At 63.3% G+C, this 18487-nt stretch carries 18 protein-coding genes; 14 read left to right on the top strand and 4 right to left on the bottom strand.

Annotated elements, in window-relative coordinates; genetic code table 11:
• Positions 1-78 precede the first annotated feature (78 nt).
• From rplI to LB513_RS04080, 10 genes are all read left to right on the top strand, one after another.
• Positions 79-663, top strand: coding sequence for a 50S ribosomal protein L9 (rplI, locus tag LB513_RS04125; RefSeq protein WP_224662197.1), 585 nt, complete (start codon positions 79-81; stop codon positions 661-663).
• Between the two features lie 170 nt (positions 664-833).
• A complete protein-coding gene (locus LB513_RS04120) occupies positions 834-2135 on the top strand; it encodes an SAM-dependent methyltransferase (protein ID WP_224662196.1) in 1302 nt (433 codons plus the stop codon).
• Between the two features lie 64 nt (positions 2136-2199).
• Positions 2200-2523, top strand: coding sequence for a YnfA family protein (locus LB513_RS04115; RefSeq protein ID WP_224662195.1), 324 nt, complete (start codon positions 2200-2202; stop codon positions 2521-2523).
• Between the two features lie 3 nt (positions 2524-2526).
• On the top strand, positions 2527-3510 hold the full coding sequence (locus tag LB513_RS04110) for a small ribosomal subunit Rsm22 family protein (RefSeq protein ID WP_224662194.1): 984 nt from the start codon (positions 2527-2529) through the stop codon (positions 3508-3510).
• Between the two features lie 211 nt (positions 3511-3721).
• Complete coding sequence (locus LB513_RS04105) at positions 3722-5212, top strand: replicative DNA helicase (RefSeq protein ID WP_224662193.1); 1491 nt, start codon at positions 3722-3724, stop codon at positions 5210-5212.
• A 120-nt stretch (positions 5213-5332) separates the two neighbouring features.
• A complete protein-coding gene (gene radA, locus LB513_RS04100; protein ID WP_224662192.1) occupies positions 5333-6751 on the top strand; it encodes a DNA repair protein RadA in 1419 nt (472 codons plus the stop codon).
• 27 nt (positions 6752-6778) lie between these two features.
• Positions 6779-7438, top strand: coding sequence for a CvpA family protein (locus LB513_RS04095; protein ID WP_224662191.1), 660 nt, complete (start codon positions 6779-6781; stop codon positions 7436-7438).
• A gap of 91 nt (positions 7439-7529) precedes the next feature.
• Positions 7530-8999, top strand: a complete 1470-nt coding sequence (purF, locus tag LB513_RS04090; protein ID WP_224662190.1) for an amidophosphoribosyltransferase — start codon at positions 7530-7532, stop codon at positions 8997-8999.
• Between the two features lie 27 nt (positions 9000-9026).
• Positions 9027-9767: an SDR family NAD(P)-dependent oxidoreductase gene (locus LB513_RS04085; RefSeq protein WP_224662189.1), complete on the top strand. Its 741-nt coding sequence runs from the start codon at positions 9027-9029 to the stop codon at positions 9765-9767.
• Positions 9768-9962: 195 nt separating this feature from the next.
• Positions 9963-10181 (top strand): hypothetical protein, encoded by a 219-nt coding sequence (locus LB513_RS04080; RefSeq protein ID WP_224662188.1) that lies wholly within the window; start codon positions 9963-9965, stop codon positions 10179-10181.
• Positions 10182-10232: 51 nt separating this feature from the next.
• On the opposite strand, the gene LB513_RS04075 is transcribed toward LB513_RS04080, so the two are convergent.
• Positions 10233-10739, bottom strand: a complete 507-nt coding sequence (locus tag LB513_RS04075) for an OsmC family protein (RefSeq protein ID WP_224662187.1) — start codon at positions 10737-10739, stop codon at positions 10233-10235.
• Positions 10740-10963: 224 nt separating this feature from the next.
• On the opposite strand from LB513_RS04075, the gene LB513_RS04070 reads away from it, so the two are divergent.
• Both LB513_RS04070 and LB513_RS04065 read left to right on the top strand, forming a co-directional pair.
• Positions 10964-11851, top strand: coding sequence for a DMT family transporter (locus tag LB513_RS04070; protein ID WP_224662186.1), 888 nt, complete (start codon positions 10964-10966; stop codon positions 11849-11851).
• A 59-nt stretch (positions 11852-11910) separates the two neighbouring features.
• Positions 11911-12816 (top strand): DMT family transporter, encoded by a 906-nt coding sequence (locus LB513_RS04065; RefSeq protein WP_224662185.1) that lies wholly within the window; start codon positions 11911-11913, stop codon positions 12814-12816.
• 164 nt (positions 12817-12980) lie between these two features.
• Here the strand turns inward: LB513_RS04065 and LB513_RS04060 are convergent, their stop codons facing one another.
• Positions 12981-13841: a LysR substrate-binding domain-containing protein gene (locus LB513_RS04060; RefSeq protein ID WP_224662184.1), complete on the bottom strand. Its 861-nt coding sequence runs from the start codon at positions 13839-13841 to the stop codon at positions 12981-12983.
• 112 nt (positions 13842-13953) lie between these two features.
• Here LB513_RS04060 and LB513_RS04055 point away from each other — a divergent pair, with 112 nt between their 5' ends.
• On the top strand, positions 13954-14361 hold the full coding sequence (locus LB513_RS04055) for a tautomerase family protein (protein WP_224662183.1): 408 nt from the start codon (positions 13954-13956) through the stop codon (positions 14359-14361).
• A 249-nt stretch (positions 14362-14610) separates the two neighbouring features.
• Complete coding sequence (locus LB513_RS04050) at positions 14611-16827, top strand: AMP-binding protein (RefSeq protein ID WP_224662182.1); 2217 nt, start codon at positions 14611-14613, stop codon at positions 16825-16827.
• Between the two features lie 27 nt (positions 16828-16854).
• Here the strand turns inward: LB513_RS04050 and LB513_RS04045 are convergent, their stop codons facing one another.
• Both LB513_RS04045 and LB513_RS04040 read right to left on the bottom strand, forming a co-directional pair.
• On the bottom strand, positions 16855-17670 hold the full coding sequence (locus LB513_RS04045; protein WP_224662181.1) for a CDP-alcohol phosphatidyltransferase family protein: 816 nt from the start codon (positions 17668-17670) through the stop codon (positions 16855-16857).
• A gap of 3 nt (positions 17671-17673) precedes the next feature.
• Positions 17674-18456, bottom strand: a complete 783-nt coding sequence (locus tag LB513_RS04040) for a phosphatidylserine decarboxylase (RefSeq protein WP_224662180.1) — start codon at positions 18454-18456, stop codon at positions 17674-17676.
• Positions 18457-18487 lie beyond the last annotated feature (31 nt).

Below are 18487 nucleotides of genomic sequence, written 5' to 3'. Positions count from 1 at the left end.
TGCGCCCCAAGCTCCCTGACCTGTTCCAAAGATACTCGGCGTCGATCCCCGATCACGCTCAACCGAAGGAACAAAACCATGGACGTCATTCTTCTCGAGCGCGTATCGCGCCTCGGCCAGATGGGCGATACCGTCAAGGTCAAGGACGGCTTCGCCCGCAACTTCCTCTTGCCGCAGGGCAAGGCGCTGCGTGCAAACGAGTCCAACAAGAAAAAGTTCGAAGGCCAGCGCGCCCAGCTCGAAGCCCGCAATCTGGAGCGCAAGTCGGAAGCCGGCCAAGTCGCCGAGAAGCTCGACGGCAAGAGCTTCATCGCCGTTCGCTCCGCCGGTGAAACCGGGCAGCTCTACGGTTCCGTCTCGACGCGCGACATCGCCGACCTGCTGACGGCCGAAGGCTTTACGGTCAACCGCAACCAGATCCTGCTCAACCAGCCGATCAAGACCATCGGTGTCACCAATGTGGCGATCGCGCTGCATCCGGAAGTCGAAGTCACGATCACGCTCAATATCGCCCGCACGGCCGAGGAAGCCGAGCGCCAGGCCAAGGGCGAGACGCTGACGACGGCCGAAGCCATCTATGGCGACGACATCAACGACAATGCGCGGCCGGAGAACTTCTTCGATCCGAACACCGAGTTCGGCGGCGACGAGGACGACGCCTGATCGCCAGACCGGAGCGCCACGTCGACGCTCCATCTGTTGTCACTTCCAGTCACTCTGGACCAATGCCCGGGTCGCACGATCCGGGCATTTTGTGCCAAAAGGAACTTTCCGAAACCCTACATATTGATGCAGAATAGCCAACCTGTCTGACCGAGAGGGGACATTTGGTCATGAATATCCTGCTGTCGCGCGTTCTCGACCGCCTGGTGCGCACGGGCAATCTCAAAGTCACCGGACCGAAGGGCTCGACGAACGTGTTCGGCGACGGCAGCGGCGAGCCGGTGCATCTGCACATCAAGACCAGGCATGCCGAGCGCGCCATAACCTTAGATCCGATGCTGGCTGTGCCGGAATCCTACATGGATGGCGAACTGGATATCCTCGAAGGCGGCGTGCTCGGGCTGATGCGCATCGCTTTTCAGAACATGGGCAGCGGTGGCATCGACGCTACATGGTCGAAAGCCATCGAGGGCCTGCGCCATGCCTTACGGCGACTGCAGCAGATCAACACCGCGGCGCGTTCGCGCCGCAACGTGCAGCGCCACTATGATTTGTCGGGCGATCTCTACAGGCTCTTCCTCGACGAGGACATGCAATATTCCTGCGCCTATTTCGAGCAGCCGGACATGACGCTCGAGGAGGCTCAGGCGGCCAAGAAACGCCACATCGCAGCCAAGCTCAGGTTGAAGGCCGGCCAGACCGTGCTCGACATCGGCTCGGGCTGGGGTGGGCTTGGGCTTTATCTCGCCAAGGCGTTCGACGTCGACGTGCAAGGGGTGACGCTGTCGACCGAACAGCATGGCGTCGCCACCGACCGGGCGCATGCGCAAGGGTTGGAAAGCCGCGTGCATTTCGAGCTCAAGGACTATCGCGAGCTCAACGAGCGGTTCGACCGCATCGTCTCGGTCGGCATGTTCGAGCATGTCGGCGTCAACCATTTCCGCACCTTCTTCGACAAGAGCGCCACGCTGCTGAAGCCGGACGGCGTCATGCTGCTGCACACGATCGGCCGCTCGGGCGTGCCGTGGGCGACGAGCGCCTTCATCCGCAAATACATCTTCCCCGGCGGTTACATCCCCTCCCTGTCGGAGGTCATGCCGGCGATCGAGAAGTCGGGCCTTGTCGTCACCGACATCGAGATCCTTCGCCTGCATTATGCCGATACGCTCAAGCATTGGGGCGAGCGCTTCGCCGCAAACCGCGACAAGGCGAAAGCGATCTATGACGAGCGCTTCTGCCGTATGTGGGAGTTCTACCTGGCGGCTTCCGAAGCCGCCTTCCGCTGGCAGGACCTGGTTATCTTCCAGATTCAGATCGCCAAGAAGAACGATACGTTGCCTGTCACGCGAGACTACATGGGCAAATGTGAAAAAGCGCTCGAGATGCGCGACATGGGACACCGGGAAACGGCCCCGGTCAAAAAGAACCCAGCCAAGCCAACCCGCCGCCGCAGGGTAGCCGACCCGGAATAGCATTGCCGCTTGCCATTGCCGGCCGATGCCATGAAAAGAGCCTCGTGATCGCGAGGCTCTTTTCATGACTTATCTCCTCTACGCCACCGCCGCGCTGGCCGAGATCGCCGGTTGCTTTTCATTCTGGGCGTGGTGGCGGCTGGAAAAGTCGCCGATGTGGCTACTGCCCGGCCTCGCCTGCCTAGCCACGTTCGGATTTCTGCTTGCGCTGGTCGATGTCAGTGCCGCTGGGCGCGCCTATGCGGCCTATGGCGGCATCTACATCGCGGCGTCGCTCTGCTGGCTGTGGGTGGTGGAAGGCGTGCGCCCCGACCGCTGGGACCTTGCCGGTGGCACGCTTTGCATCGTCGGCGCGTCGGTGATCCTGCTCGCCCCACGGGGAGCCTGACCCGTGGAACTGCCAGCCTCGCTTCGCCAGGGCGTCGAGCGCCTGCTGGAGAACATTCCGCTCTCCTCCCTGAAGCGCGCGGCGAAGACGCTCTCCGACCGCTATCGGGCGGAAACGCGCGACGGTCGCCTGCACATGGCGCAGGATCAGGCCGTGCAGGCCTATCTTGCGACGCGGCTGCCGGCGACCTATGCCGCCATTCGCGCCAGCCTCGACGCACTGAACGAGGCTCGGCCAGACTTCTTGCCAAAAAGCCTGCTCGATATCGGCGCCGGCCCCGGCACGGTGCTTTGGGCCAGCACGGATCTGTGGCCTGACCTCGAACAGGCGGTTCTGCTCGAAGCCAGCGCGGCGGTGCGCAAGGTTGGCGAGATGCTGGCGGTTGATGCGATTGCCGCGGAGATCACCTGGCTGGCCGGCGACGCCACCATCGATCTGGCCGCGCTCAAACCGGCCGACCTGGTGACCTGCGCCTATGTGCTCGACGAGATCGTGCCCGCTTCCCTGCCGAAACTTGTCGCGCAACTCTGGCAGCTTACCGCCAACACGCTGTTGGTCGTCGAGCCAGGTACGCCCGCCGGTTGGCAACGCATCCTGGCCGTTCGCGCGCAGCTGATCGAGGCCGGCGCGCATGTGCTGGCGCCGTGCCCGCATGAAGCGGCCTGCCCGTTGGCGCCCCCCGACTGGTGCCATTTCGCCCGGCGTGTGGCCCGCTCGCGCCTGCATCGGTTGGCCAAGGATGCCGAAATGCCGTGGGAAGACGAGAAATTCATCTTTGTCGCCGCCTCGCGTCAGCCCGCTGCCTTGCGTTCGTCCCGTGTACTAGCGCCGCCGAAATCGGGATCTGGGAAGGTCTTGCTCAAGCTTTGCGAAGAGAACGGCACCGCCAAGGAAAAACTGTTCACCAAGCGCGACGGCGAGCTGTTCAAGGCCGCGCGGCGTCTGAATTGGGGAGATACATTGGAGGTAACCCCTAGCTGGCCGTAGATTGTTCTTGCTTCGTTCTTATGGCTCACGTAAGAATCGCCGCTTGCTGAGTCAACTGGAATCCGGCCGCTCCAGCACTCTGCTGTGGACGGTCGCCCGATCCCTGTGAACAACGGGCATCAACGCCGTTTGGGTATGGGGTGATGCAGAAAGGTCAGCACCTGCTCGTCTCGTTCTGATATCGGAAGGCGAGACCGGGAATGGGGACATCATGGCTGAAGCAGCGCGAAAATTCGGCATCGCGGAAACACCGCTTTATCGCGAGGCGCCGAATAACATCGAGGCCGAGCAAGCCCTGCTTGGCGCGATCCTTGTCAACAACGATGCCTTCTACCGCGTCTCCGATTTCCTCAAGGCGGGTCATTTCTACGAACCGCTGCACCGGAAGATCTTCGAGGTCGCGGCCGAACTCATAAGGATGGGTAAGGTCGCGACGCCGATCACGCTCAAGACCTTCCTTCCCGCCGACGAGAAAGTCGGCGACATGACCGTCGCGCAATATGTCGTGCGGCTGGCGGTGGAAGCCGTCACGGTCGTCAACGCCACCGATTATGGCCGCGCCATCTATGATCTGGCGACACGGCGCGCGCTGATCACCGTAGGCGAAGACATGGTCAACATCGCCTATGACGCCCCGGTCGACATGTCGCCCTCCGAGCAGATCGAGGATGCCGAACGCCGCCTGTTCGAACTGGCCGAGACCGGGCGTTACGATGGCGGCTTCGAAAGCTTCACCGACGCCGTCAAGACGGCCGTCGACATGGCCAACGCCGCCTATATGCGCGACGGCCATCTGTCTGGCCTCGCCACCGGGATGCGCGACCTCGACCGCCGCATGGGCGGCCTGCAGGCGTCCGACCTGATCATCATCGCCGGACGCCCCGGCATGGGCAAGACGTCGCTTGCCACCAACATCGCCTTCAACATCGCGGAGGCCTATGTGCCGGCTCAGCAGGCCGATGGTTCGTTCAAGGCCGCCAATGGCGGGGTCGTCGGCTTCTTCTCGCTGGAAATGTCGTCCGAACAGCTTGCTACCCGCATCATTTCCGAACAGACGGAGATCTCCTCCTCGAAGATCCGCCGCGGTGAGATCACGGAGATGGACTTCGAAAAGCTGGTCGCCTGTTCGCAGACCATGCAGAAGATCCCTCTCTTCATCGACCAGACCGGCGGCATCTCGATTGCCCAGCTCTCGGCCCGCGCCCGGCGGCTGAAGCGCCAGCGTGGCCTCGACCTGATCGTCATCGACTATATCCAGCTGATGCAGGGTTCGAGCGCCAAGTCGTCGCAGAACCGGGTGCAGGAAATCACCGAGATCACCACCGGGCTGAAGGCGCTGGCCAAGGAACTGGCCGTGCCGATCATCGCTCTATCGCAGCTGTCGCGTCAGGTCGAAAGCCGCGACGACAAGCGCCCGCAGCTCTCGGACCTTCGCGAGTCCGGCTCGATCGAGCAGGACGCCGACGTGGTGATGTTCGTCTACCGCGAGGAATATTACCTCAAGAACCGCGAGCCGAAGCTTGGCACCGAGGACTATGTCAAGTGGGAGAACGAGATGAACGAGATGCGCGGCAAGGCCGAGGTCATCGTCGCCAAGCAGCGTCATGGACCGACAGGATCCGTCACGCTCGCCTTCCAGGGCGAATTCACGCGCTTCTCCGATCTCGCGGAAGAGCACCATATCGCCGAAAGGTTCGAGTAGCTTTTTGACCCAAAGTCGCGCTCCGTCATTCTGTCTTCGGCCCTGCCGGACATCCCGCTTGCAAGCAGGGCGGGCTGGATCCGCACCTAGGATCGTCGAATTGCAGGCCGGACCCGTCTGATGGCCAAATCGCGCGTCCAGTTCATCTGCCAGAATTGCGGCTCCGTGCATCAGCGCTGGGCCGGCAAATGCGATGCCTGCGGCGAGTGGAACACGCTGGTCGAGGAAGGGACTTCCGGGGGCATCGGCTCCGGCCCCGCCAACACGCGGAATGCGCGCAAGGGCCGACCTGTGGTGCTCACCACGCTGTCGGGCGACATCGAGGACGCACCGCGCATCATCTCGGGCATAGGCGAACTCGATCGCGCCACCGGGGGCGGCTTCGTGCGCGGCTCGGCGCTGCTGGTCGGCGGCGATCCCGGCATCGGCAAATCGACGCTGCTCACCCAGGCCGCCGCCGCGCTGGCTTCGCAGGGCCATCGCATCGTCTATGTCTCAGGCGAAGAGGCGGTGGCGCAGATCAGGCTGCGTGCCCAGCGGCTGGGCGTTGCCTCGGCGCCGGTGGAACTTGCCGCCGAAACCAATGTCGAGGACATCCTCGCCACGATCGCCGACGGCAAGCGGCCCGACCTGGTGATTCTCGATTCGATCCAGACGCTATGGACCGACCTCGCCGATTCGGCACCGGGCACCGTCACGCAGGTGCGCGCGGCAGCCCAGGCGATGATCCGCTATGCAAAATCTACAGGCGCAGCGATCGTCCTGGTCGGTCATGTCACCAAGGAGGGCCAGATCGCCGGGCCGCGGGTGGTCGAACACATGGTCGACGCCGTGCTCTATTTCGAAGGCGAAGGCGGCCATCATTATCGGATCCTGCGCACCGTGAAGAACCGCTTCGGACCGACCGACGAGATCGGCGTCTTCGAAATGTCGGACAAAGGTCTGCGCGAAGTCGCCAATCCATCCGAACTCTTCCTCGGCGAGCGCCACGCCAAATCGCCGGGTGCGGCGGTCTTCGCCGGCATGGAAGGCACAAGACCGGTGCTGGTCGAGATCCAGGCGCTGGTCGCGCCCTCCTCTCTCGGCACGCCGCGCCGCGCCGTCGTCGGCTGGGACGGCGCCCGGTTGTCGATGATCCTCGCCGTTCTGGAGGCCCATTGCGGCGTGCGCTTCGGCAGCCATGACGTCTATCTCAACGTCGCCGGCGGCTACCGCATCTCGGAGCCGGCGGCCGATCTGGCGGTAGCCGCGGCCCTGGTTTCCTCCCTCACCGGTCTTGCCCTTCCCGCCGATTGCGTCTATTTCGGCGAAATCAGCCTTTCTGGCGCGGTGAGGCCGGTTGCGCATGCGCAGCAGCGCCTCAAGGAAGCCGAAAAGCTGGGGTTTGGAAGCGCGGTGCTGCCCTTGGGCAGCGAGGAACTTGTTGGTGCCAACGGGTCGGGGGGGATCGGGGCCGGCGCTTTCCAGCCGACCGAGCTTGCGGACCTCGTGGCACGCATAGCCGGCTCCCGCCGAAGCCGCGTGGACGAGCAGGACTGACGCGGCTGATGGAGTGGGGCGAAAGACATGCCAATTACGCTGCTTGACGGAATTCTGGTCGGCTTCACCCTGGTCTCGGCGATGCTCGCCATGGTTCGCGGCTTCTCGCGCGAGGTTCTATCGGTCATCTCCTGGGCGGCGGCGGCGGCGGCGGCTTTCTTCTTCTACAAGCCGGTCCTGCCTTACCTCACGCCTTACGTCGACAATGAAAAGATCGCCATGGCGGCTTCCGCCGGCATCGTCTTCATCCTCGCCCTGATCATCGTTTCCGTCATCACCATGAAGCTGGCCGACTGGATCATCGATTCCAGGATCGGCGCGCTCGACCGCACGCTGGGTTTCCTCTACGGCGCGGCGCGCGGCGTACTGGTCGTTGCCGTAGCCCTATTGTTCTTCAACTGGCTGGCTGGCGCCAAGGCGCCGGCTTGGGTGACGGAGGCCAAGTCTCGTCCATTGCTCGAATCGATAGGCGCCAAGCTCGAAAGCCTGCTGCCCGAGGATCCCGAAAACGCAATCCTCAAGAAGCTGAGCCCTCAGCCTGCCGCCGAGACGCCCGTGGCTCCTGACGCTCCGGCGGCGGACGCTCCCGCGGGTAACGACGATGGCAGCACACCGGCGCCCGACGACAGTGACACGACGACGCCTCCGGCCGACAGCGCGCCGGCCAATCCAGCGCCGGCAAACTGACGTCAGGATTGACGATCATGTGAACGGCGGTACGGCGCGCGTTGCTTTCGATGCGAACCCGCACTATATGGCGATTTTAGCGGAGCTTAAGATGGCAGACGCAGACGACGTGCTTTCCGCAGAGGCCGACGACCACTTCCATGACGAATGCGGCGTGTTCGGCATTTTCGGCCGGCAGGATGCGGCCGCCATCGTCACGCTGGGCTTGCATGCGCTGCAGCATCGCGGCCAGGAAGCAGCAGGCATCGTTTCCTACGATGGTACCCAGTTCCATGTCGAACGTCATGTCGGCCTGATCGGCGACACCTTCACCAAGCAGCGTGTCATCGACAGCTTGCAGGGCAACCGCGCCATCGGCCACACGCGCTATGCCACCACCGGCGGCGCCGGCATGCGCAACATCCAACCCTTCTTCGCGGAACTCGCCGATGGCGGATTTGCCGTCGCCCACAATGGCAACCTCACCAATGCGATGACCGTGCAACGGGCTTTGCAGAAGCAGGGCGCTATCTTCTCGTCCACCTCCGATACCGAGACGCTTCTCCACCTTGTTGCAACCAGCAAGGAGCGCGACCTCAACGCGCGCTTCATCGACGCGGTGCGGCAGGTCGAGGGTGCGTTCTCGCTGGTAGCGATGACGGCCAAGAAGATGATCGGGTGCCGCGATCCGCTCGGGATCCGTCCCCTGGTCCTCGGCGACCTGGATGGCGCTTGGATCCTCGCCTCCGAAACCTGCGCGCTCGACATCATCGGCGCGCGTTTCGTGCGTGACTTGAAGCCCGGCGAGATGGTGGTCGTCACCGCCAAGGGCATTGAGAGCCTGTTTCCCTTCGAGGCCCAGAAGACGCGTTTTTGCATCTTCGAATATGTCTATTTCGCGCGGCCGGATTCCTCGGTCGAAGGCCGCAATGTCTATGAGGTGCGCAAGCGCATCGGCTCCGAGCTGGCGCAGGAAAGCCCGGTAGAAGCCGACATCGTCGTGCCGGTGCCGGATTCCGGCACCCCGGCGGCGATCGGGTTCAGCCAGGCAGCCGGCATCCCCTTCGAACTCGGCATCATCCGCAATCACTATGTCGGCCGCACCTTCATCCAGCCCGGCGACTCGATCCGCCACATGGGCGTCAAGCTGAAGCACAATGCCAATCGCCGGATGATCGAAGGCAAGCGCGTGGTGCTGGTCGACGACAGCATCGTGCGCGGCACCACCAGCCAGAAGATCGTGCAGATGGTTCGCGACGCCGGCGCCAAGGAAGTGCATATGCGCATCGCTTCGCCGCCGACGCGCGCCTCCTGCTTCTATGGCGTCGACACGCCGGAAAAGTCGAAGCTGCTGGCATCGCGCATGTCGATCGAAGAGATGGCCGAGTTCATCCGCGTCGATTCGCTTGGCTTCCTCACCATAGACGGGCTGTATCGCGCCGTCGGCGAAGCGAGCCGCGACAACGACCAGCCGCAATTCTGCGATGCCTGTTTCACCGGCCAGTACCCGACCCGGCTGCTCGACTTCGAAGGCCACGACAATGTGCGCACGCTATCGCTGCTTGCGACAAGCGGCGCTTAGGCCAGACCTCCTCACGGAAATTCGCGCATGACCCTCGACCTTACCGGCCGCGTTGCGGTCGTCACCGGCGCCTCGCGCGGCATCGGTTACTTCATTGCCAAGGAACTGGCCGCTGCCGGTGCTCACGTCATCGCGGTTGCGCGAACCGTTGGTGGGCTGGAGGAGCTTGACGACCAGATCAAGGCGGCGGGCGGACAGGCGACGCTGGTGCCACTCGACCTCGCCGACATGGCCGGCATCGACCGGCTGGGCGGCGCCATCCACGAACGCTGGGGCAAGCTCGACATTCTCGTCGCCAATGCCGGCGTGCTCGGCGTCATCTCGCCCATCGGACACGTCGAGGCGAAGACCTTCGAGAAGGTGATGACTATCAACGTCACCTCGACATGGCGGCTGATCCGTTCGGTGGACCCGCTGCTGCGGCTTTCCGACGCCGGCCGCGCCATTCTGCTGTCTTCCAACGCGGCCCATTCGGCTCGGGCATTCTGGGCTCCCTACGCGGCGTCCAAGGCAGCGGTCGAAACGATGATGCGCTCATGGGCGCATGAAACGGAAAGCCTGGCCCTGCGCGTCAACGCCGCCGACCCCGGCGCCACCCGTACCGCGATGCGAGCTCAGGCTGTGCCCGGCGAGGACCCGACGACCCTTCCGCACCCCTCCGAGATCGCCAAGCGCATCGTGCCGTTGGCCAGCGCAGACTTGAAAGAGACCGGACTGATTTTTCAGGCCAAGCACAATCGCTTCGTCGCCTATCGTCAGCCGGAATAATCATATCCTTCCCGCGGGGAATTCCGGAACTCTCCAAATTGCTGCCGTCAATGGACGGGCGAGGAATTATCACGCGGCTGTGAAGTCCTTCTGGAAGCCAGCTCGGCGGTCATGCTTTCGTCATTTCGGAGGAGTTGATAAGATCGCAGCGACTCCCCCAGCAAGCGCCCATAAGGGCAGAACAAGGAAATCCCCATGGCTTCGACCGTAGCGTTGGTCTGGTATCTGGTAATCGCTGGTCCGCAAGGCGGCATGGTGGTGCTGCCCAGCACCTTCGACAAGCGCGAACAGTGCACCGCCGCCATCACCGAATATCAGAAGCAGCCGACACCGGCCGGTTGGTCGGTACAGTGCGTGCCGAGCGCCTCGCCTTTCACCGACGAGGGCGATGCCGAAGAACCGGCGGCGCAGTAACCATCAGGCGCAGTGAGATCCGCGGCCATCGGCCGGGGATCTCATCGCGGTTCAGCGCTTTGCCATCACGGTCAATTCGGGCTTCTGGTTGATGGTCTGGAAAACCACGCAATAGCGCTCGGTCAGCTTCAGCAGGGAATCGATCCGCTCCTGCGGCTCGTCAGTGTCGAGATTGAAATTGAGCCGGATGGCCTGAAAGCCAACCGGCGCCTCTTTGGCGACACCGAGCGTGCCGCGAAAGTCGAGGTCGCCCTCGGCCTCCACCGTGGCGGCGCCCAGCCTAAAGTCGAGCGCCGTGGCCACCGCCTTGAGCGTCACCCCGGCGCATGCCACCAACGCTTCGAGCAGCATGTCGCCCGAACAGAGGTCAAGTCCCGACCCGCCGGTTGCCGGATGCAGTCCGGCGATGGCGATCGCCCTGCCCGTCTCCACCTTGCAGGCGACGGACTGGCCATCGATCGAGCCCCTCGCCTTCAGCGTGACCAAGGCCCGCGAAGCGTCGCTGCGGTAAGCCTCCTTCAGCGGCGCCTGCATGGCTTTCAATCCCGTGGCGTCCATCTGCGCTCCTTTTTTCGCTGTCGGGCCGGCAGAGGCACGGCCTGCGGATATAAGAGCCGATGGCCTGACCAAAGCAAGATTGTCGGACTCCTGCGCCAACGCAAGCTCGGGGCTGGCGTAGCGCTGCAACGACTTTCGACCGTATAGCTCTGTCAGAGGGCCTGCCCTTCTTCACCCGCGCCTGACAAGCACGTCTTTGCTACGCAACCCTGGTCGAGCGCCCTATGGCCGACATCGCCATTCTCGAAACACGCGAAAGGGTTCTCGCCGGAATCCTGCTGACGGGCGGCGCCTATTTCCTGTTTTCGACCCAGGATGCTTCGATCAAACTGCTGGTTGCCGGCATGAGTGTCTGGCAGATCATGTTCTTCCGCAGCCTCACCATTCTCGGCGCCTGCGCGGCGATCGGCGGCCCGCGATTGTTCGCGGACGCGGTTGGCTCGCGGATCGTCTTGCCGATGCTGCTGCGGAGTGCCTTCACCCTCGCCGCCTGGCTTTGTTACTATAACGCCGCGCGCAGCCTGCAGCTGGCCGAACTAACCACCGTCTACTATGCGGCACCGATCATCGTCACCGTGCTTTCGGTTTTTGTGCTCGGCGAGAAGGTACCATTGCTACGCTGGCTGGCGGTCGTGATCGGCTTCGTCGGGGTCTTTGTTGCCTGCGACCCGACCCATCTTGGCCTGTCCTTGCCAGTGCTGCTGGTACTTGGAGCCGCCTTTTTGTGGGGCATAGCTATCGTGCTGCTGCGCAAGACCGCCCTTGCGGAGCGCTCGATGATCCAGCTTCTCCTCAACAATTTCTATTTCCTTCTCTTTTCCACGGTGCCGGCACTGTTGTGGTGGCACACGCCAAACTGGGGCGAGTTGTTGCTGCTCGCCAGCGTCGGTGCGTTCGGCGGCCTTGCGCAGTACCTTCTATTCGAAGGCATGAAACGAACCCCGGCGTCGATTATGGCACCTCTCGAATACACATCCCTGCTATGGGCGTTCGCGCTCGGCTTTGCCATCTGGGGCGACGTGCCGCGCAGGGAAGTTTTCGTGGGCGCCGCGCTTATCGTGGTCGCCGGGCTGCTGATCGTCGGCACCGAGCATTTCCGCAAACGGCTATGATGTGGATGGGATCTCCTGCTGACACTACGGTGTCATGACCCAATGAATTAGGCTGGCGCATGCCCGACACTGGAATCACCACCGATAGCGCGGAACGCAAGCTGGGCATTCTGCTGGTGTCGTCATCGGCGGCGGTCTTCGGGCTCACCGGCGTTCTGACCAAATCGATCCATGCCGACCCGCTGACCATCATCTGCTGGCGCGGCTTTGTCGGCTCGATCCTGATCACGCTCTACGTTCTATGGCGGCGGCGTCGGTCGGACGGACGCGAGAGCCTGCGGCTGGGGTGGCGCGGCTGGCTGCTGGCCGTAGAAGGCGCTCTCGCCAGCATCGCCTTCATTTCGGCATTCAAATTCACCTTCGTTGCCAATGTCGCCGTCATTTACGCCACCGCCCCTTTTGTCACCGCTTTGCTGGCCTGGGTTCTGACGCGTGAGCCTTTCCGCCTACAGACCATGGTGGCTGCGGCCGTCTCGCTCTGTGGCGTGGCCATCATGGTTTGGTCCGGTTTCGGGACCGGGAATCTGTTCGGCGATGGGCTGGCGCTGCTGATGACGATCGGCAGCGGGCTGTACATGATCATGGTGCGCGCCTTCCGCGACACGCCAGTGGTGTGGGCTGGCGCGGTGTCGGCCTTCCTGCTGTTCATACTCGGCTGGTTCGTCACCGATCCCCTGGCGGTTTCATCGAGGGACGCCATTCTGCTCTCGACCTTCGGGGCATGCTTCGCCCTCTCCTCGATCCTGTGGACGGAAGGCGCCCGGCTGATCCCCCCGGCCGAATCCGGCCTGCTTGGCTCCGCCGAAGTACCATTCGCCATCCTGTTTGCATTCCTGTTCCTGAGCGAGATTCCTCCGGCCGCCAGCCTGCTGGGCGGCGTCATTGTGCTTTGCGCGGTGTTCGCCCATGCAGGCCGCGACTGGCTGGTGGCTCGCTCACAAAGGACAGCTGCAAATTCTTTCTAAAAAAAGTGGTACGCGATGGAACCATCTGTAGCTTGGCGGATTAATAGCGCGACGGGCCCCCCCAAAGTCCCCCCAAACCCCTCGGCCCGTCCTACTCCCAAGCCGACCGAAAGGTCGGCTTTTTCTTTGCCGTTCGTTGAACTGTCGCGGTGGACCACCTGATTTCAGGCTGAGGTGGTCGACAAGGCAAGATTGGACCTCAGGAGCGCAGCCAGGTCTCTGGCAGGGGCATCGGCCTGCTCGCGCAACCGTACGGCGAACTCAGCAAGAGGCACAGCCGGCAGGTCGAAATCCCGTGGCGCCTCAATGATACCGGAATGTGCAAAACGCGCCGTGCGCAGTGTCAGCGCGATACCGGCATTTACGGCTGTTCGCAGCCCAGCCAGGCTGGCACTACCGGCGGCGATGCGATAGCGGCGGCCTGCCGCATCGAGCGCGGCAATCGCAGCTTCGCGAAAGCCGCAATAGGGATCGAGCAAAGCCAGCGGCAAGCCGTCCTGCGCGGCCAGCCCTTGTTGCGAACACAGCCACATCATCGGCTCGCGCAGGATACCGACCTCGTCCTGTGCCGCCGTGTGGCGCATGACGATCGCCAGATCGAGGCTGCCGCCCTGCAGCGCCTGCGCCAATTCGGCGGAGCGCCCGACACGCAGCTCGATCCTGACGCGCGGATGACTGGCGGCAAAGGCACGCAGCAGTTCAGGTAAGCCGCTGTCTGCGAAATCTTGCGTCGTGCCGATGGCAACATGCCCGGCTGCCCGGGCTCCTTTCAGCGCCAACCACGCTTCACGATGAACAGCGAGGATGCGCCTGGCGTGGGCGACAAGGTCCTCGCCGGCCGGCGTCAGGCCACGACCCCTGCCCTGTGTTACCAGCAGCGGCTCGCCGATGATCTCCTCCAGCCTTTGCATCTGAGCGGTTACAGCCGAGGGCGAACGGCCGACATGTGACGCCGCCTGTGCCAGCGAGCCGCTGTCGACGAAGGCGAGGAATGTCCTGAGCAGGTCCGGGTCCAACGTGTCCATAATTCGATAGTATCGAATCTTTGCTTTAATACAATTCGATTTTTCTGATCTAACTTCGGTGCCATGGTTTATTCATCGGCAATCGGACGCCGCTCGAACCAAGGAGAAGAAGATGCCCATCATCAACATCAGCTTAACCAACAAGCCTGACACCGCCCTTTCCGCCGACATCGCCGGGGAAATCACCGAGATTACCGCCAGGCTGCTGCGCAAGGATCCGACGATCACCGCGGTGGCGGTATCCTACATCGATCCGCAACACTGGTTCGCCGGCGGCAAGTCGCTGGCCGAGCATGGCACCAACACGTTCTGGCTTGACATCAAGGTGGTCGATGGCACCAACACCAAGCTCGAGCTGGAAGCCTATCTCAAGGCAATCTTCGAGGCGTTCGGCCGCCTGCTCGGGGGCGTCCATGAGGAAAGCTATGCCTTCGTGCATGAGGTGCCCGCCGCTGCCTATGGTTATGGCGGCAAGACCCAGGAATTCCGTTTCATCAGCGGCCGGCAGAAGGCCGCGTAGCGATCACCTTACCTGCCACGGTGGAGCCAGCCGGGTTGAGCATTGCATCGCTACGCTGACTAGAAGCGACTGGATCATTTGACCTACGTCGCGCTTCCGGCAGTTCCACCCGGCGGCGCCCGGGCCGGTCTCCCATTGCCACGCCGGGGGACAACAAGCTCCGCATTGACCTCGCGCCCACTTGCGTTACCCTCCCTCCGAAGCGGCCACAGAGCCGCGACGACGAAAATCGTTGGGAGAAACGCGGCAATGATCCTGACACTGGCGCTGCTTGCGGGTCTGGTCCTGGCCTGGCTGCTGATAGGCGTGGTGGAGAAATTCCGCCTTGGCCTGCGCTTCACGCAAGCGCTGCTTTACGTTCCCTTCAAGCTTGCCTACCGGATCGGCGACAGCCGCATCGCGATCGCCCGCAAGGCGCGCTTCCCTGTCATCTACGTCATCTCGCATCAATCGCGCATCGAGCCTGCATTGATGCTGTCGCTGCTGCCCGACGACACTTTGCATATATTGGACGAGGTCTCGGCTCGGTCGCCCTGGCTGGAACCTTGGCGCGAACTTGGCCGCACCATTGCCTTCAACGCCGAACATGTCTTCGTCAGCCGGCGGCTGGTGCGTGTGCTGAAGGGCAAGGGCCGTCTCGCCGTCTATTTGCCGGATGCGGTCGAGCCTGACGTGAAAACCTTCCGGCTGTTTCGCGCCGTCACCCGCATCGCCATGCAGGCAGACGCCCGGATCGTGCCGATTTTCATTGCGGGAGCGCGCAGCCTGCCCGTTTCGCTGACAGCAGCAGGCAAGGCACAATGGTTTCCCCGATTGTCTATCAGCGTGCTGGAGCCGATGACCATCGCCGAACTGGCGGCACGCAGTCCGGGTCAGGCGTCGAACACCAATGCATTGTTCGATCGTGTCGCCGAGGCGCGGCTTTTCGGCACCGACCTCGATCGTGGCCTGTTCTTGGCGATGCGCGATGCCGCGGCCAAAGCGGGGGCCTCGCACCCGATCATCGAAGACGTCATCTCGGGCGCGTTAAGCTATCGTAAGATGTTTATCGGTTCGCGGATACTGGGCCGACGCTTCGAGGCGGTGACCGCCGCGGGCGAGGCCGTCGGCCTCATGCTCCCCAACGCCAATGGCGTTGTACTGTCGCTTACCGGACTTCTATCGGCGGGGCGAGTGGCGGCCATGATCAACTACACGGCCGGCCCCGCCAGCGTCACGGCAGCCGTGCGGACGGCCGTCATCCGCACAGTCATCTCTTCGCGTGCCTTCGTCGAAAAAGCCGGTCTTGCCGATATCGTCGCGGCGGTCGAAACGGGCGGCGCCAAGCTTCTGTGGCTGGAGGATGTACGGACCAGCGTCACCGCGCTAGAAAAGCTAGCCGCCGCCCTGCTGTGGCGCTGGCCGCTGCGTCGGCAGGATGCCGCCAAACCAGCGGTGATCCTGTTCACATCCGGGTCGGAAGGCACGCCCAAGGCTGTGGTCCTGTCGAACAGGAACCTGCTCGCCAATGCCATGCAGGCCGAGGCGCGGATCACCATTTCCCCAGCCGACACCCTGCTCAACGTCTTGCCGGTGTTCCATTCCTTCGGTCTTACAGGCGGCACCATCCTGCCACTGGTCAGCGGCGTGAAGCTGTTCCTCTATCCATCGCCCCTGCACTACAAAATCATTCCCGAGATCGCGCGGAAGGTGAAGCCGACCATCATGTTCGGCACCGACACGTTCCTCGCCAACTATGCCCGTACCGCAAAGGATGGCGACTTTTCCAGCTTGCGCTTCGTCGTCGCCGGCGCCGAGGCGGTGAAGCCGGAAACCCGCCGCGTCTATCGCGAACGCTTCCAGGCGGAGATCATCGAGGGATACGGGCTGACAGAAGCAGCGCCCGTGGTTGCCGTCAACACCGCGTCCCATGGTCGCGACGGCAGCGTTGGCCGACTGCTGCCGGCCATGCGCATGAGACTGGAACCCGTAGAAGGCATTGCCGATGCCGGCCAATTGTGGCTCGACGGACCGAACCTGATGTTGGGATACATGACGGCGGACCGGCCGGGTGAATTGCAGCCGCTGACCGGCTGGCACGACACCGGCGACATCGTGGCGGTCGACCGAGAAGGCTTTATCAGCATTCGCGGCCGCGCCAAGCGCTTCGCCAAGATCGCCGGCGAGATGGTGTCGCTGGGTGCGGTGGAGATGCTGGTTCAATCGCTGTGGCCCGAAGAGCGCCATGCCGCTGTCGCGGTGCCGGACAAGCGGCGCGGCGAGCGCATCGTGCTGGTGACCACTGCCGACGATGCCAACCCCGACGAGCTTCGCAAATTCGGCAAGCAGGCCGGTGCGGCCGAACTGATGGTGCCCAACGACATCATCAAGGTGGACGAGATCCCGGTGCTGGGATCGGGCAAGACCGACTATGTGTCGACCAGGAAGCTGGCGATCGACAGGCTGGGGCTCGGCATCGCGGCCTGACTCGGATCAACAACTTCGACGGATTTTCTAACCTATGTCGGAAGGCGGAACCCTCTCGCCTTCCCGTTTCGCGCGCTTGGAGTAGGCAAGCACGCTGAAGGGCAGGAAGACGAGGTAACCGGCGACCGAGGCGGTCAGCGTGTACCAGGGATAAGTCATCAGCAGGAGAACATAGAGCACGACGCCGAGGATGATCGGCAGCACCCTGTCGCCCGGCACCTTCAAGCTCTTGCCGGAATAGACAGGCAACCGGCTGACCAGCAGGAATGCCACCAATACGGTGAAGCCGGCGGCAACGAAGGCTGCCGGACGGCCCGGTTCCAAGCCGACGCGCAGGAAGGAGAGATAAAGCGGCAGCATCACCAGCACGGCGCCGGCCGGCGCCGGCACGCCGACGAAATATTCGGACTGCCAGACTGGGCGATCGGAATCCTCGTCGAGCACGTTGAAGCGGGCAAGTCGCAGCCCGCATGCGATGGCAAACAGAAGGACCGCGATCCAGCCCGGCGATCCGGCACGATCGAGCAGGAAGGCATAGAGCACCAGAGCCGGCGCCACGCCGAAATTGACGATGTCGGCAAGCGAATCCATCTGCGCGCCGAATTTGGAGGTCGCCTTCAGCATCCGCGCAAGGCGCCCGTCAATGCCGTCGAGGAACGCCGCGAGCAGCACCATCACCACCGCCGGCTCGAAGCGTCCCTCGAAGCCGAAGCGGATGCCGGACAGGCCGGCACAGATGGCAAGCACGGTGACCAGGTTGGGCAGAACCATGCGCATGGGGATTTCGCGGATGCGCGGGCCGCCGCTGCCATGGGCTTCGAACTTCTTATATTGCGTGCCCACCGTTCAGGAAATCCGCACGAGAGGCGTGCCCGTAACACCACCGAATTCGGCCAGGACAGTTTCACCGCCGACCGCCGTCTGGCCTACCGCGACACGCGGCGTGGCGGTCAAAGGCAGGAAGACGTCGACGCGCGAACCGAAGCGGATCAGGCCAAAACGCTCGCCGATGGCGATCGAGCCGCCGGCCTCGGCCCAGCACACGATGCGGCGGGCGACCAAGCCGGCGATCTGGACAGCGGCCACGGTGCCGTTGGGGCTTTCTATGACCAGGCCGTTACGCTCGTTTTCGGTGCTCGCCTTGTCGAGTTCGGCGTTGAGGAATTTTCCCGGCCGATGTTCGATCTTGGCGATGCGGCCTCGCACCGGGGCGCGGTTCACATGGCAGGAAAAGACGTTCATGAACACCGAGATGCGGGTCATCTCGATATTGCCGAGGCCTAGCTCGCGCGGCGGCACCGCCGGCCCGACTGCCGAGACGATGCCGTCGGCGGGGCTGACCACCAGGCGGTCGTCGACCGGGGTGACGCGTTCGGGGTCACGGAAGAAATAGACGCACCAGGCGGTCAGGATCAGGCCGATCCAAAACAGGATCGAGGAAAAATAGCCGAGGAAAAGGGTCGCCGCCCCGAAAGCCGCGATGAAGGGGTAGCCCTCGCGATGGATCGGCACGAACACGTTCTTGACCGTATCGACAAGGCTCATCGGGCTGGGGCGGCTCCGTTTCGGGTGGGGCCTCAATAGCCGAAAGCCCCCCTTCCCGCAACGCAACAATGGCTGGCGTCGCATTGGCCGCGGCAGGGCGAAGATCGATCACGGC

Source organism: Mesorhizobium sp. ES1-1 (genome assembly GCF_020164785.1).
In the GTDB taxonomy this organism is placed as follows: domain Bacteria; phylum Pseudomonadota; class Alphaproteobacteria; order Rhizobiales; family Rhizobiaceae; genus Mesorhizobium.
This window is presented reverse-complemented; position numbering and strand designations above follow the sequence as displayed.